This window comes from Acinetobacter lwoffii, from assembly GCF_049367455.1.
GTDB lineage: Bacteria > Pseudomonadota > Gammaproteobacteria > Pseudomonadales > Moraxellaceae > Acinetobacter > Acinetobacter lwoffii_W.
In genome coordinates, this window is record NZ_JBMPXW010000001.1 from 2,503,963 (window position 1) to 2,518,509 (window position 14,547).

Sequence of the window (14,547 nt, forward strand, 5' to 3'; positions counted from 1 at the left end):
GCTTTACCTTATGCTTTTTTTTGTTATGATGTGCGCGATCCAAAAAAGATGCGCTCATAGCTCAACTGGATAGAGTACAGGTCTCCGAAGCCTGTGGCGTGGGTTCGAGTCCCGCTGAGCGCACCATTTATTTAAGCTATAAAACTGAAAAATAAATCAAATTAGTAACGCACACAGTTGCGGCCATCATCTTTCGCCCGATAAAGATTGTTATCGGCAATTTTCAAAACGTCTAGAATATTTTTAGAACTGTCTGGCCAAGAAGCAATTCCAATCGAAATGCTAATGTGACCTATGTCCTGAATCTCTTTCCCTGCAATCTCTTTTCTAAACCTTTCTGCACTTTCATACACTTCAGTAAGATTGCTATTCGGTATAATAATGATAAATTCTTCACCACCGTAGCGGCAGCAAATATCATCTTTACGAAATTTTTGCTGCATCGTCTTGGCAATATGCTTTAAGACAACATCACCTTGATCATGACCGTAATTGTCATTAATGTTTTTAAAATGATCCACATCCATCAGAAGCACTGAAAAAGGGATGTTCATTTTCATGTTTTGAGTCATGACATAATTCAAACCACGACGATTCATCAAGCCAGTTAAAGGATCTGTATTAATATGATGATCCATCTTGCTCATTTGTTGTGAAAATTTGCGAACACTAAGCAGTAGAGCTAACTTGAATTTTGTGACCTCATAGTACCAGGGCTGGATATTCTTAATTTTTGAGCCAATTTCTGCCTGATTCAGTAAACTCGCCATATCTGCCAGTTGGTTCAACGGGGCCGAGATAGAATCAGACAGCCGCCATACAATATAAAAAACAAGCAGATAAAATAAAAAGAATCCTGCGGCTAATTTATAAAGGATAGAATTTGCCTGTTTAAGTAAATCATGGGTAGGTTGCTGGGAAACCACGATCCAGTTTGAAGTCGGAATATGAGAAAAACCTGCCAGATTATCAACGCCCTGGCTATTGATTAAACGAATTTGACCATTTTTATGCGCATGCATATATTCCAGACCAGTATTATTGCTGGCCAATTGACCGATTCTTTCACGATCGGGATGGAAAATAATTTTATTTTCATTGTTAATCACATACATATAACTATTCTTATAATTTTTATAAGTGGTTAGAAGCTGATTAATTACATTTTTTTCTTTTAAATAAATCGCTGAACCGATGAAGCCCTGATAGTGATTTGACTTGTCAAAAATAGGTTGAGAAATAAACACAATCATATTTTTTTGCACAGAAAAATAGGGCGAAGATATATAAGTCGATTTTTTATGAAGAGAGTCAATAATCCCTTGAGTATGTTGTATTTTGCTTTTATCAATATGCAGAATATTAGGGGAAAAGTTTATCAGTCTGCCTTGGGTGTCACTGATCACAACACTGTTATAGTGTTCAGACTGATATTTTAATTTATTGACCTCGGCTTCTCTTAGCTCATTGTTATTAAAGTCTTGACCTAATATCTTGGCACTATAGTCCAGCTCAAGAAGCATATTTCTAAAATGGTTGTCTGTGCTTAATGCAATTTTATGTGCATGATCAGAGTTTAAGGCAAGAGAATTGTCGATTAACTGATTTTTTACGATCTGATAGCTAATAATGAGAGAAATAATAAAAAGGCTAGACACACTAAAAATAGCCAATAAAAGTATTAACTGCCTTAAATTGAGATCAAGGTATTTCCTAAAATTATTAGCTGACATAAAAAATTAGATATATCTCGATGTATTTATGAGCATTGTATTGCATTTATATTCAATGTTTAAGGTTGATATAAAATTAAATTTCCATTAGGTGGGAGTTTTTATTTCGATCAAATTCAGAATTTATAGGTCGCTTGGCTGTAAATAGGGTGAATTTGAAAAGCTGGCTAGGATTCTGAATATTTGACTAGGTTGCAAATAAAAATATGGTATTTAACATCCAGAAAATCTACTCAATAATTTTGATCCGTCCATCTAAATGATGAAGTACTCAGACAAAAATACGGTTAATTTTACCTTAATAAAGAGATTGATTTATCGCCAATTTTTAAAGATAACCTTTTAAAATTAGTCGTATAGATTCTATGACAGTAGTTTTTTTGAATATTGCGTCCTTTTCCGGAAGTATTTTTATAAAAAAAATCATATCCGAGTTTAAATTTTGAAGCGCTTATTGAGATTATGAAAGAAAGTGTTGAGCCCGCTATGCAACAGAAATTTGTATGCTTAATAGGGTATTTTTCTAGAAATCAATGAATTAAATAAAGACGATATAAATATAGAATTCTTCGTACGACAAGCCAGAAACATTTTAATCTACTTGTAAAAAATGACAATTGAAATCTTGTATAAGTCTTCTTTTAGAAGTGTAAAAGGGTATTGTCGGTTAAAAAAATACTGCTATATTGAACTCATGGTAGGTCGTAAAACCAATAAGACGCTACCGATAAGTTGGACGGATCAATGACAGTTAGTTGAGTTTGATGTTTATCACCAGACAATAAATCTAGCACTAGCCATCCAACACAGAGCTCGCAGAAATGCGAGCTTTTTTAATGTCTGCGCAATTCATTCAGTTTAATATTCTTTTTCTTATAATCCATCCAGATAAAAAAGTTTACATTGCCAAATTCGCTAACATCTTGAAGATTAATCGCTTGGCTAATTATGGTATAAAAAACTGCAAATTGGATAATGAGAGAGGAAGGAAAAATGTCAAAGATGATTGATATCAAGGTGAAAGATCAATTTAGCAAAGTGATTGAGGCGAAAGCTATGCTGCGTTCCTTTGCAGAGCACAACACTCATCATGCAGCTGAGTTGGTCAAAAAAATTGAACATATCGTGGTGGATGGTGAAACAATTCTGCCGAGTATTGAGCTATTATTTGAAAGCCAACAATCTTCAAATATTTATCGCGTTGTCGAATAATTTAATCAGTGAACTTCAGATAGGTAGAAAAAAATTGAACTTATTTATCCGAAATCACCGATTCAGCAGTTAAAAAACTCACCATTTAGGTGAGTTTTTTATACTTTGGTATTTGCTAGCTTGGATGCTAATGTGTGCAGCTAAAATCATAAGTTGACTCAATCTCTAAGAGAAGACAACGTGGTAGTGGGCCTTGATTGGCCGAAGAAATATCCAATTTTGATAAAAAATCAATAGAATGGGCAGGTGGTTAAATCTGTTTAAGCTGTACATTCACATCATATTTTTCAAATTCTTGCAAAATCTGCGCTAAAGTTTGCTGTGCGGTTGTATGCTCAGGGCTTAAAGAAATTTCCTGACGAGTCGTGCTGTCAAAACATTCAATGGCCTGAATCAGCCAATGATGCTCAATGGGACTTTTTTGAATCAACACACGGCGCGGTTGCAAGCTGTCACTGATCTGGCGGGGAAGTACGTAGGTAATCGCCAGTTGCACAAATTGCAGTTCTTCAACCGGACTTAAAAAGGTGATCACCCAATTGCCAATTTTAATCAGTTGCATGGGATTATCGAACGCATCGAATTCTAAATAATGTGACATATACATGATCCAATGGGATGTCTATGCTCACTATATGGCGGGATTGTAATTCTTTTTCTATCACGCTTAAGTCGGATATTTCGAGCTTTAAATTTCGCTTAAATATAAATATATCAAATAACCAATTAGTTATCTTAAATAATTAACAATGCTTCATTGTTAAACTCGCTTATTTAAGAGTTTAAAAGACTAAGATATTCTTATTCAGGCACTTCATTTTACTGCAATTGATCTAAAGCAAAATTAATCTGCTTCAGAATGTGATTCAATTCTTGGGGAGCAATACGGCTTTCCTGAAGGGACGTGATCCATTGCATTTGGCACAGTTTTAAACTGCGCGTATCCGGCGCCTGTAAAATCTGATGAATTTGCTGCTTGGCCATCAAGCCACAATATTTTTGTAAGCTTTCCATCATCATATATTTAAGGTCTTCAAAAGACATAGGTTGCAGTTCAGGCAGCTTTTTTGCATGGCTTGAATCCGTTTCAGCAGATGGAATGTCCTGCGCTACTTTAATGGATTCCATCTCAGGATGGAGTTCTTTTGTCGCAGAAGCTGCTGCTATCGATGAGTCCAACGATCGGTGAATCTCGGAGTGTGCCAGGTCAACTTTTGTATCTGTTCTTGCATCAGCCTGCTTTTGACTGATGGCTACCTCGCCCGTTTCAGCTGGAATAATTAAATCCATGGCATAAAGCTGATCTAAGAGTTCGGTAGGAGCAAGCTGTTGTTTTAAGCCATCATTTAATAAGTTGAAATCCTGGCTGCCGATCAGAACCAGTAAGCGGCGTTGGCGTGCGGTCAGTGGGATGGAGCGATCCTGTAGCACCTCGATCCCACGTTGAGTTTTATAAAAATGCATCATAGCTGAATAGATTGTTGCTTAAATTCAGCTAGAGCATAATCTGTGAAAATTACATTAATATGAAGTATTTATTAAAATACAGAGGTTTATTTTAATAAAACCTATAATGTCGTGATCGCCGTATTTTCAAGTGCCTTGCGTAAATAAGGATCGAGTTCATCCTGACGCAGTAACCATTGCACATAGTCAGCAGGTAGTTCTGCAATAGCGGTGCCGCGATGTTTACCAAAATTAATCGTACGTGGAATTCGCGCATCTTCAGAAGCATCGAATAATTCCTGCATACTGTTGATTTTTAAATGATGCACAATATGCATCAAAATATTGGCAGTTAAAATAATATCCATATCGGCACGATGCGCTTTACGAATCATTTCACGCGCTCTTTCGCTGCCTTTGGTGATCATATAAATCAGTGCAGAAATATTGTGTGCTTCTGCATCTGGCCAGACCCGACGTGCTAAAGCCAGTGTACAAATCGCCTTGATTTTTGAAGTATCTACACCACATTTTTCGATGGCACGGACGTCATAATCAATATTATGGCCGATCATGTAGACGGTTTCATCAGGCAGGCGAAAGGTACTGTAATGCGGCTGACCTTCCAGATCCGATTCCAGAATATGATGCACGGCCATGGCAGCAAAAGAAATGGCTTCGTCACATGAATAAAGCTGATCAAACAGGCGGCTTTTATCCAGACTGATTTTATGCTCTACAATTTCTACAGGCGCATAAGCAATTTCGATGGGTTGACCATTTAAAGTATGCGTTTCGGTATCAAGAATAATGGCCTGCATGTCGGAAATGTGCCTGAAAAAGAGAGGAGAGTAAAATCTAACATTATTATTTTGCAACTGACAATTGAATTGCTTTATTTCTGTATTAATTGCAGGCTTTTTAACGTATGACGACTATTTGTATAGTTCTGAAAAGGGGAAATTTTCTAGTTTTAAGTTTGATGATTTCATAATAAATATAAACTGACGCGAATTTAATAGAAAAAATAACGCATTCTTTTCTTGATATTGTTTAGATAAATTGGGAAATTACATGTGGTTTTATCGTTTGTTAAAGATAAAACCAGAAAAACTCATTAGAGATGATAATAAATAAGATAAGGATAAGATCGATGAAACGTCAAGTATTGACTGGTACGCTGCTCGCTTTAAGCGTGGCTTTAACTGCTTGTAATGATAGCGATAATGATCGTTTTTATGAGTCCAAACCCGCTCTTCCTGTAAATGATATAGACAATCCGGTGGTGGCAACCCCGATGGCCTATACTGAAACGGATTTCGCCGGGATCGCTGACGAAAGTGTGATCATGACTTATAAGATGTTAGGGATTAATGGTAAAGAAACACAAGCGACTGCATTGGTGTTCACCCCTGAGGGAACACCACCAGCAAAGGGATGGCCGATCGTCGCATGGGCTCATGGCACGACTGGCGTTGCTGACCAATGTGCACCAAGTCGAAATGCACTGAATCCTTTTATCAGGAATATGATTGCTGGATTTCTTCAAGCGGGATATGTGGTCGTTGCACCCGATTATGAAGGTTTAGGTGAGCCTGGTGGAAAAGAGCTCCATCCTTTCCTGAATCTCAAGAGTGAAGCCTATTCGATTACCGATGCCGTTGTCGCTGCAAAAGATTATTTAGGGACAGATGCATCTAGTCAATGGATGGCTGTTGGGCATTCTCAAGGGGGACAGGCAGCTTTAGGTGCTGCGCAATATGCAGCACGTGCTTCTAAGATGACCTATAAAGGTACGGTAGCTTTAGCACCGGCTTCAAATTTCAATCTGATTTTGACAGGAGGTGAACAACAGGCGGGACAAGAAACAAATCTGGATAAAAAAATTGGAACTTTGGCGTCTTTAGATACGTTCACGGCATTGATTACTGCCGGTTTACGTAATCCAAACCCAAATCTGCAATATAGCCAGATTTTTAAAACACCGACTGACCAGATCGCCAAGAATGCGGAAACTGATTGCTATGATGTACTGGGTAATAAATTTGGTGCTGCAATGGGACAGTATGCTCAAAATAACGGAACTTTAGAAGGATATCCGCGTACTCAAACTAACTTTATGAATATTCCAGTCGTAAAGAGCTTCTTGGAAAAAGATTCTCAGCCTTTACTTGTTAAAGTTTCTACGCCAGTGATTATTTATCAGGGTTCAGCAGATAGTACCGTTCCCAAAGCAGCAACAGATGTTTTAGTTGCACTCGCCAATCAGAAACAAACTTCAGTACGTTATATTACGGATGAGTCAAATGCGACTAAATGGGATCATGGTAGCGTCTATGCACTGAATATTCCTAATATTATTTCAGATGTAAAATCTCTAATGCCAATTCAATAACTTATTTTTATCTGAATGGCTCATGTTTTTTTAGACATGAGCCATTTTTATTGCAAACTGAATAAAGTTCATGATCGAAAATTTAAAACTTCATGCTACAATACGCGCCAATCTTAGCACGGCTTAAAAGCCCTAAATCAATAGGACCTCGCTAATGTTTGCCAATATCTCTATCGCTGAATTTGATCCAGAATTAGCTCAAGCAATCTCGAATGAAGATGCTCGCCAAGAAGCTCATATTGAGCTAATCGCTTCTGAAAACTACTGCTCACCAGCAGTTATGGAAGCTCAAGGTTCAAAACTTACTAACAAATATGCGGAAGGCTACCCAGGTAAACGCTACTATGGCGGTTGCGAGTATGTAGACGTTATCGAACAATTGGCGATTGACCGTGCTAAAGAACTCTTTGGTGCTGATTATGCTAACGTTCAGCCACATGCTGGTTCACAAGCAAACTCAGCAGTTTACTTAGCGCTTCTGAACCCGGGCGATACAGTTCTGGGTATGAGCCTTGCTCACGGTGGTCACTTGACTCACGGTGCAAAAGTAAGCTTCTCTGGTAAAACATATAATGCGATTCAGTACGGTTTAAACCCTGAAACTGGCGAGATCGATTACGAAGAAGTTGAGCGTTTAGCGCTTGAGCATAAGCCACGCATGATCGTTGCTGGTTTCTCTGCATACAGCCAGATCGTTGACTGGCAGCGTTTCCGTGAAATCGCGGACAAAGTTGGCGCTTATCTGTTTGTTGATATGGCTCACGTTGCAGGTTTAGTTGCTGCTGGCGTTTACCCAAGCCCGGTGCAAATTGCTGACGTTACGACGACGACGACTCACAAAACACTTCGTGGTCCACGTTCTGGTCTTATTCTTGCGAAAGCAAACGAAGAAATCGAGAAGAAACTTCAATCGGCTGTATTCCCAGGCAACCAGGGTGGTCCTTTGGTTCACGCAATTGCTGCAAAAGCAATCTGCTTTAAAGAAGCAATGGCACCTGAATACAAAGCTTACCAACAACAAGTTGTGGTAAATGCGAAAGCAATGGCTGAAGTATTGATCGCTCGTGGTTATGACGTAGTTTCTGGCGGTACTGAAAACCACTTGTTCTTGTTGTCTTTAATCAAACAAGACATTACAGGTAAAGAAGCTGATGCTTGGTTAGGTGCTGCTCACATTACTGTGAACAAAAACTCTGTACCAAACGATCCACGTTCTCCGTTCGTGACTTCAGGTATCCGTATCGGTACACCTGCAGTAACAACGCGTGGTTTTGGCGAAGCTGAAGTACGTGAACTTGCAGGCTGGATCGCTGATATCCTAGATGCTAAAGGCGATGAAGCTGTTATCAACGCGGTGAAAGAGAAAGTTGCAGCGGTATGTGCTAAATTCCCAGTTTATGCATAATCGCTTATAAACGGAAAGGAGCTCCCAACCGGGAGCTTTTTTTATAGCTGTAAAAATAACGATGTAAAAGATGTTTAGACTTGATCGGGCTTATATAGATCAATTTCCATGCCGTAAGAGATTGAGTCATCAATAAAATCATATTGAGTTTTTCTCAATCTGGCTTAAAGTCTTTTATCAACTATTTGTATTTTTAAATGCTTTAAAAGAATGAATGCATTCGTTGCATGCTTTGCTTGAAATTATTTACAGGAATTATTTTCAGAACCTGACACTTTAAAAATAATAGGTTATTGAGCTGAAGATCATGGTAGATGAAGCGCTTGAGTGAATCCCATGTTACTGTAAGGTGGTGCTGATATAAGCGCCGTGAATGACATCATTCTTTTTATTTAAACGTTATATGGATCGGTATCATTTGAATATGGGTAAATCCTGTATTTAAAAATGCTGCTGGCGGTTGATTGATTAATTTTTCATTTATGCATTAAACAAGGTAATAAGGATGACTAAACCCAACATTATTTTATCTGAGCAAGATTTACATCGTCTGGAAACGATGCTGGAGAATCAGAGCAAGCTGAGCGAAACCATGATCCGCTTAGAGGATGAATTGGCACGTGCCGAAGTGGTCGAGCCGCAAGCGATCGCAAGCAATATCGTGACCATGCATTCCCGTGTGTTGTTGACCATTGCACCTTCTACGGAAGCTGTTGAGGTGACACTGGTTTACCCACACGAATTTAAAGGTGAAAAGGGGCAGGTCAATGTCATCGCACCGATAGGTGCAGCCATTTTGGGCTTAGCAGAAGGTCAAACCATTGAATGGCCACAACCGGATGGTAATACCATGAAAGTGACCATTGAAAAAGTGCTGTTTCAGCCGGAGAGCGAAGGGGATTATCTTTAAGCCAGCGTTGGATCATCCTTGAAAGCCATAGCAATATGGCTTTTTTTGTATATGGATTTTAAGTAAAACCTGATGTTGTAAGCATTTAGATCAGATTGAATACATTTTAAAGTTCTAAATGCTTAAAGTTAAATAATTCTCAAAATGCAATGTAGTCATTTATCTCTGCAATTGAATCGTATTGCCAAAATCATAATTAAAATAAAGATAAAACATGGATTTAGTTAAAGTGATGTAACGAATTTCTGGATAAATATACACAACGCGGTCTGTTTTTTTGCTACATTCGAAGATGTTCTAGACTTCTTTGTTTCACTTTTTTAAAGGATATCGCCTCAACCATGTCGCGCTTTGAAGCTCTACCTGCCTTGACTGACATGATGCTTGATCGTGAGGAAATTCTGGCGATTAAGCGTAATGAGCTTGTGCCTGTACTGGATAATCAATATGGGCTGAATCATTATGCAGATGCTTTGATTCAGGCACAGTCGGTTCTGCTGAATGGGGTCGATCCGCACTTGACCCAACAGTTAAGCCAGACCATTGAGCAATTGATTCAGGCGCTGGCAGAATCTAAAAAATATCTGAAAAAACGTAAATTTAATGCTCTACAGAAATGGCTGGGCATCGATCTGGATTATGGCTCAAGTCAGATGGAATATTATCAACGGCTGGACCGTTTGCTGGATCAGGCCGATCACTTAAGCCGTAAATTGCAGATTGAAATTCAGAAATCGCAGTCACGTTTTCAGCAGCTTTTGGGGTTGCGCGAACAGATGGCCAAGCACATTGTCGCAGCAGACGAGTTTCTGTCTGAATATCCGCTATTCGTCAAAAACCAGCATCCCTTGGATAATTTTTCAGAACGCCTCTCCAAGAAAATTAATACCTTACGTACCTTGCAAAGCAGTAATGACATCGCCATTACCCAGATGCAGCTTTCGCAGCAGCTTTCCTTTAGCCTGCTGGATCGCTTTAAGGAAGCACAGCAGGTCTTGATTCCGGCCTGGCAATATCATGTCAAACAAAGCCAGACGAAACACTCGACAAGTGATCTGGAAAAACTTGATAATAGCCGTGAGAGTCTGATTAAAACGTTAAAAAAATCCCTCGAGAAACCCTCGAAAACATAACAATATAAGGTGAACTATGACCAAGTCTGATTTAGTAAATTTACCTGTTGAAAGCTCGAATGAACTGGTCGAACAAAAATTCCAGCAAATGGACCTGAAAGAACTGGGCTTACAGCCTGCTGACTTTCAGGAGGTGCTGGCTGCACGTAAAGAGTTGCAGAACATGAGTCATAACAGCGTGGCTGAATATGGCAAAAATATTGCGACCAAAACTTCGACCTATACCGATGAATTACTGAATCTGGTGCAAAATAGAGATCTGGATGCGACAGGACAGAAGCTGAATCAGGTGGTACAGGTGGCTCAGCAGCTGAATACCAGCAGTATTCTCAATAAAAAGAAAAGTTCGGGTTTTTTTGGCAATATCATTAGCAAATTCAAAGGTGCGAAAGATAACTTTGATGCGCATTTCAATACCACTAAAGAGCAGCTAGATGTACTGGTGAAAGAGATTGAAACCTCGCAATCCGGTTTGAAAGCACGTGTTGATACCCTGGATAAAATGTTTGACGGGGTGCAGGATGAATATAAACAGCTCGGGGTACATATCGCCGCAGGACGTTTACGCGAACAGGAGCTGCAGCAGGAAATTTCCGCTTTAACCGCCTTGCCGCAAGATCAGAGCACCACCCAGAAAATTTATGACTTGAACCATCTGGCCAATAATCTGGAAAAACGTGTCAGTGATTTACAGGTACTGCAGCAATCTGCGATGCAGACCTTGCCAATGATCCGGATTATCCAGTCGAATAACCTGATGCTGGTCGACAAGTTCTATGCGATCAAAAACATTACTTTACCGGCGTGGAAAAACCAGATCAGTCTGGCGATTTCGTTGAGTGAACAGAAGAACAGTGTACAGCTGGCCAATACCATTGATGATGCTACCAACGAGCTGCTGCGCCGTAATGCTGACCTGTTACATCAGAACTCGGTTGATACGGCTAAAGCCAACCAACGTTCAGTGATTGACATCGAAACGCTTGAACATGTGCAAAACACCCTCATTAAAACTGTAAATGATGTGATTCAGATCCAGAAAGAAGGTGTACAAAAACGCACAGAAGCAACCGTGCGTTTGAAAGCTTTGCAGGATAATCTGAATCACTTGGTGATTGAATCAAGTACCAGTGGATCCAAGCCCAACTAAATCAGGTAGGGCCAAAATCTGAAAGAAGGAGTAGAGATTGCCGCCCTTAGATGAATACGCCGTTAAGCCTCAGGACATCAAGCAGGGGGTAGTTGCACTCAAGAAACGTCAACGCAATTTGATGCTATTGGGTTTGACCACCTCTACCGTATTTATAGCCTCATTGATCAGCCTATTTTTCCAGCAGGAACTGGTCTATGGCTTTTTTGGCCTGAGTACCCAAGTACAGCAATTGCATTTACCGGTCAGTGTAGATGCCACACTGGCCAGCATTGGTGATAGTCCGGATTATTTTTTTAGTTTGCTGAGCTGGTTTGGCTGGCTGATTATTAAAATTTTTGCCTCTTTTATCGGCGCATTTTTTGTGATTGGCTTACTGAAAAAGTTGCGTTTCTTTTATGTGCGCTTTCAGTCTTTTGTGCTGAAATTTGTTGGCTGGCTGATTGCTTTTATCGTGATTTGGTCAGGCTTAACTTACTGGCAGCATGATCTACGTAATGATCGTGATGATGCTTATCAGCAAGTGGTGTATTACGACAGCAATATCAATGACAGTGAAATTGCCCGTTATCTGGCCGATTCAGAGATTGCAGCACCGGTGAAATCTTATTTATTGGCGCAAACGGCATTGCTGCATAAGCCGCAGGATTTATCTGCCGCAAAACCCTATGTTTTAAACTTGGTCGAAGCAGAAAAACAGGATCCTAAATTTGAACAATATGGTTTCAAGCCTGAACAAATCTGGACCATGCAGCAACAGGTCTATGGTCAAGCCATGACACCAGTCGCCAAAAGTGTAAATACGCAGGTACAACAGGCGGATCAGTTAAGTCAGATCACGAATCTGGTTATTATTGGTGTTGCTATTTTATCGGCACTACTTAGCCTAATCTTGTTTTTCTTGGCCAACTCAATCAAGGGTCGTTCTCTGCGTATCGAACAGCGGATTCATTAATTTCCCAAAATGCTCCTGAATAGGGTAATGCTGATCAGTTAAGGAATTTAGAAATAGACTCTTTAGCTTTTCAGTCGTTTATGAAAGAGTCTTAACTTTTTAAATCAAATACTTGCAATATCACTTGTTACTTTGGTTTCGCCCAAAGTAACCAAAAGCATTTGTCATCCGCAAAACTCGTCAGCCACTATCCCTTAGTAAATTTGTCGCAAAAACAATCATTTTTTAATGTAGTCCTGCCTCAAACAGTTGCGGATGACTTTGCTACCTATCAAATATAATCTTGAATTTAAAAAAAATGCCAGTCAATTGCTTAACTGACTGGCCTGGCATTACCTGAATAGGGAGCATTTTTTGATGGAATTTCAACGCTATTTTTAAGACAACCTATTCAACTTGCTCTATATAGCCCAAAAATAAAAACAAGGCAGCATAAAGTCTATAACTGGATTAATAATCTAAAATATCGATCAATAAAATAAAAACAAACTGTTTTACCTATTTATTCAATTCATTTAATATCCTGTTATCAAATAAACATTTACTCCTTTGGAGACGTTAGCAATGTTAGATCAAAATACTTCAGCCCAACTTAAAACCTTATTAGAACGCCTAGAAGGCCCGATTGAACTGGTGGCGACTTTGGATGGCTCTGACAAGTCAGCCAAAATCCAGGAACTGGTGTCCGAAGTGGCTGCACTGTCTGACCTGGTCACTGCACGCTTTGACGGGACCAATGCACGTGCGCCAAGTTTCGGGATTGCCAAACAAGGTGAAGAACCGCGTGTGTTCTTTGCAGGCTTGCCGATGGGCCATGAGTTCACTTCGCTGATTCTGGCATTACTGCAAACTTCCGGTTATACACCGAAAGTCTCTGATGAAGTGCTGGCGAATATCAAGAGCCTGGGTGTTCAATCTAATTTCGATGTATTTGTATCGTTAAGCTGCCATAACTGTCCGGATGTGGTTCAGGCACTCAACCTGATTGCCATCTATAACCCAGGTACTACTGCCACCATGATTGATGGGGCTTTCTTCCAGGACGAAGTCGAAGAACGCAAAATCATGGCGGTTCCGATGGTGTTCCAGGACAACCAGCATATCGGTCAGGGCCGTATGACGCTGGAAGAAATCATTGCCAAACTGGATAGCAATGCCGCTGCCAAAGATGCTGAAAAGCTGAATGCCAAAGAAGCCTTTGATGTCCTGGTGATCGGTGGCGGCCCTGCGGGGAATACTTCAGCCATCTATGCAGCACGTAAAGGCATTAAAACCGGGATCGTGGCGGAGCGCATGGGTGGTCAGGTCATGGATACCATGGACATCGAAAACTTCACGTCTGTACAGAAAACCCAAGGTCCGAAGTTTGCAGCCGAGATGGAAGCCCACGTGCGTGAATATGGTGTCGACATCATGAATCTGCAACGTGTCTCTAACATCAAAGGGGCAGATGAAACAGCCAATGGTCTGGTAGAAGTGACCTTAGAGAATGGTGCCAAACTGGAATCGAAAACCGTGATTCTGTCGACTGGTGCACGCTGGAGAGAGATGAATGTGCCAGGTGAGCAGGAATACAAAACCCGTGGTGTGGCCTACTGTCCGCACTGTGATGGTCCTCTGTTCAAAGGCAAACGTGTTGCGGTGATTGGTGGCGGTAACTCGGGTGTCGAAGCTGCGATTGACCTGGCGGGGATTGTGGAGCATGTGACTTTGGTGGAATTTGATACCAAACTTCGTGCGGATCAGGTGCTGCAAGACAAACTGAACAGCTTGCCGAACACTACCGTGATCAAGAATGCACTCTCGACTGAAGTACTGGGTGACGGATCACAGCTGACCGGTCTGAAATACAAAGACCGTGCCACAGATGAAGAGCATGTGGTTGAGCTGGCGGGGATCTTCGTGCAGATCGGTTTATTGCCAAACACGGACTTCCTGAAAGAAACCCCAGTTGAGCTGACCAGTCGTGGCGAGATTGTGATTAACGATCGCAATGAAACCAATGTCAAAGGTGTGTTTGCAGCAGGTGACTGTACCACAGTGCCTTACAAGCAGATCATCATCGCGACCGGTGAAGGTGCCAAGGCGTCACTATCTGCTTTTGATTACATCATCCGTTCAGGACAATAAAAAAATAGCACCTGGGTTCCCCAAAACCGAGGTGCTATATCTTATAAATACATTATTATCGCTTTATAGGAACTCAGG

At 40.4% G+C, this 14,547-nt stretch carries 12 protein-coding genes and 1 tRNA gene; 9 read left to right on the forward strand and 4 right to left on the reverse strand.

The window, feature by feature from the left end:
* The first annotated feature begins 50 nt into the window (after window positions 1–50).
* Window positions 51–126, forward strand: a tRNA-Arg gene (locus tag ACO1B7_RS12020).
* Between the two features lie 35 nt (window positions 127–161).
* Here the strand turns inward: ACO1B7_RS12020 and ACO1B7_RS12025 are convergent.
* On the reverse strand, window positions 162–1,733 hold the full coding sequence (locus ACO1B7_RS12025; protein WP_129716455.1) for a sensor domain-containing diguanylate cyclase: 1,572 nt from the start codon (window positions 1,731–1,733) through the stop codon (window positions 162–164).
* Between the two features lie 993 nt (window positions 1,734–2,726).
* On the opposite strand from ACO1B7_RS12025, the gene ACO1B7_RS12030 reads away from it, so the two are divergent.
* Window positions 2,727–2,945, forward strand: a complete 219-nt coding sequence (locus ACO1B7_RS12030; protein ID WP_129716459.1) for a hypothetical protein — start codon at window positions 2,727–2,729, stop codon at window positions 2,943–2,945.
* A gap of 250 nt (window positions 2,946–3,195) precedes the next feature.
* Here ACO1B7_RS12030 and ACO1B7_RS12035 read toward each other — a convergent pair whose 3' ends face one another.
* The 3 genes from ACO1B7_RS12035 to ACO1B7_RS12045 all read right to left on the reverse strand — a co-directional run bounded on the left by ACO1B7_RS12035 (window position 3,196) and on the right by ACO1B7_RS12045 (window position 5,212).
* Complete coding sequence (locus ACO1B7_RS12035; protein ID WP_129716461.1) at window positions 3,196–3,546, reverse strand: hypothetical protein; 351 nt, start codon at window positions 3,544–3,546, stop codon at window positions 3,196–3,198.
* A gap of 218 nt (window positions 3,547–3,764) precedes the next feature.
* Window positions 3,765–4,412, reverse strand: coding sequence for a hypothetical protein (locus tag ACO1B7_RS12040; RefSeq protein WP_129716463.1), 648 nt, complete (start codon window positions 4,410–4,412; stop codon window positions 3,765–3,767).
* A 101-nt stretch (window positions 4,413–4,513) separates the two neighbouring features.
* A complete protein-coding gene (locus tag ACO1B7_RS12045; RefSeq protein ID WP_004645595.1) occupies window positions 4,514–5,212 on the reverse strand; it encodes a DUF3820 family protein in 699 nt (232 codons plus the stop codon).
* 332 nt (window positions 5,213–5,544) lie between these two features.
* Between ACO1B7_RS12045 and ACO1B7_RS12050 the strand changes: the two genes are divergently transcribed.
* From ACO1B7_RS12050 to ahpF, 7 genes are all read left to right on the forward strand, one after another.
* Window positions 5,545–6,786 (forward strand): alpha/beta hydrolase family protein, encoded by a 1,242-nt coding sequence (locus ACO1B7_RS12050; protein WP_129716465.1) that lies wholly within the window; start codon window positions 5,545–5,547, stop codon window positions 6,784–6,786.
* Window positions 6,787–6,940: 154 nt separating this feature from the next.
* Window positions 6,941–8,191 carry a serine hydroxymethyltransferase gene (gene glyA / locus ACO1B7_RS12055; protein ID WP_004645593.1) on the forward strand — a complete coding sequence of 417 codons (1,251 nt, stop codon included), beginning with the start codon at window positions 6,941–6,943 and terminating at the stop codon, window positions 8,189–8,191.
* 505 nt (window positions 8,192–8,696) lie between these two features.
* Entirely contained in the window at window positions 8,697–9,101 is a 405-nt protein-coding gene (gene rnk / locus ACO1B7_RS12060) for a nucleoside diphosphate kinase regulator (protein ID WP_004279022.1), read from the forward strand.
* Window positions 9,102–9,442: 341 nt separating this feature from the next.
* Window positions 9,443–10,234: a tellurium resistance protein gene (locus tag ACO1B7_RS12065; RefSeq protein WP_129716467.1), complete on the forward strand. Its 792-nt coding sequence runs from the start codon at window positions 9,443–9,445 to the stop codon at window positions 10,232–10,234.
* A 16-nt stretch (window positions 10,235–10,250) separates the two neighbouring features.
* Window positions 10,251–11,384: a toxic anion resistance protein gene (locus ACO1B7_RS12070; protein WP_129716469.1), complete on the forward strand. Its 1,134-nt coding sequence runs from the start codon at window positions 10,251–10,253 to the stop codon at window positions 11,382–11,384.
* Between the two features lie 37 nt (window positions 11,385–11,421).
* Entirely contained in the window at window positions 11,422–12,339 is a 918-nt protein-coding gene (locus tag ACO1B7_RS12075; protein ID WP_129716471.1) for a hypothetical protein, read from the forward strand.
* 564 nt (window positions 12,340–12,903) lie between these two features.
* Window positions 12,904–14,469: an alkyl hydroperoxide reductase subunit F gene (gene ahpF, locus ACO1B7_RS12080; RefSeq protein ID WP_129716473.1), complete on the forward strand. Its 1,566-nt coding sequence runs from the start codon at window positions 12,904–12,906 to the stop codon at window positions 14,467–14,469.
* Window positions 14,470–14,547: the final 78 nt, after the last annotated feature.

Coding starts and splice junctions, on each gene's coding strand:
- ACO1B7_RS12030 (WP_129716459.1), top strand. CDS start 2,727: ATGTCAAAGATGATTGATATCAAGGTGAAAGATCAATTTAGCAAAGTG.
- ACO1B7_RS12065 (WP_129716467.1), top strand. CDS start 9,443: ATGTCGCGCTTTGAAGCTCTACCTGCCTTGACTGACATGATGCTTGAT.
- ACO1B7_RS12050 (WP_129716465.1), top strand. CDS start 5,545: ATGAAACGTCAAGTATTGACTGGTACGCTGCTCGCTTTAAGCGTGGCT.
- ACO1B7_RS12035 (WP_129716461.1), bottom strand. CDS start 3,546: ATGTCACATTATTTAGAATTCGATGCGTTCGATAATCCCATGCAACTG.
- ACO1B7_RS12070 (WP_129716469.1), top strand. CDS start 10,251: ATGACCAAGTCTGATTTAGTAAATTTACCTGTTGAAAGCTCGAATGAA.
- glyA (WP_004645593.1), top strand. CDS start 6,941: ATGTTTGCCAATATCTCTATCGCTGAATTTGATCCAGAATTAGCTCAA.
- ACO1B7_RS12045 (WP_004645595.1), bottom strand. CDS start 5,212: ATGCAGGCCATTATTCTTGATACCGAAACGCATACTTTAAATGGTCAA.
- ACO1B7_RS12025 (WP_129716455.1), bottom strand. CDS start 1,733: ATGTCAGCTAATAATTTTAGGAAATACCTTGATCTCAATTTAAGGCAG.
- ahpF (WP_129716473.1), top strand. CDS start 12,904: ATGTTAGATCAAAATACTTCAGCCCAACTTAAAACCTTATTAGAACGC.
- ACO1B7_RS12040 (WP_129716463.1), bottom strand. CDS start 4,412: ATGATGCATTTTTATAAAACTCAACGTGGGATCGAGGTGCTACAGGAT.
- rnk (WP_004279022.1), top strand. CDS start 8,697: ATGACTAAACCCAACATTATTTTATCTGAGCAAGATTTACATCGTCTG.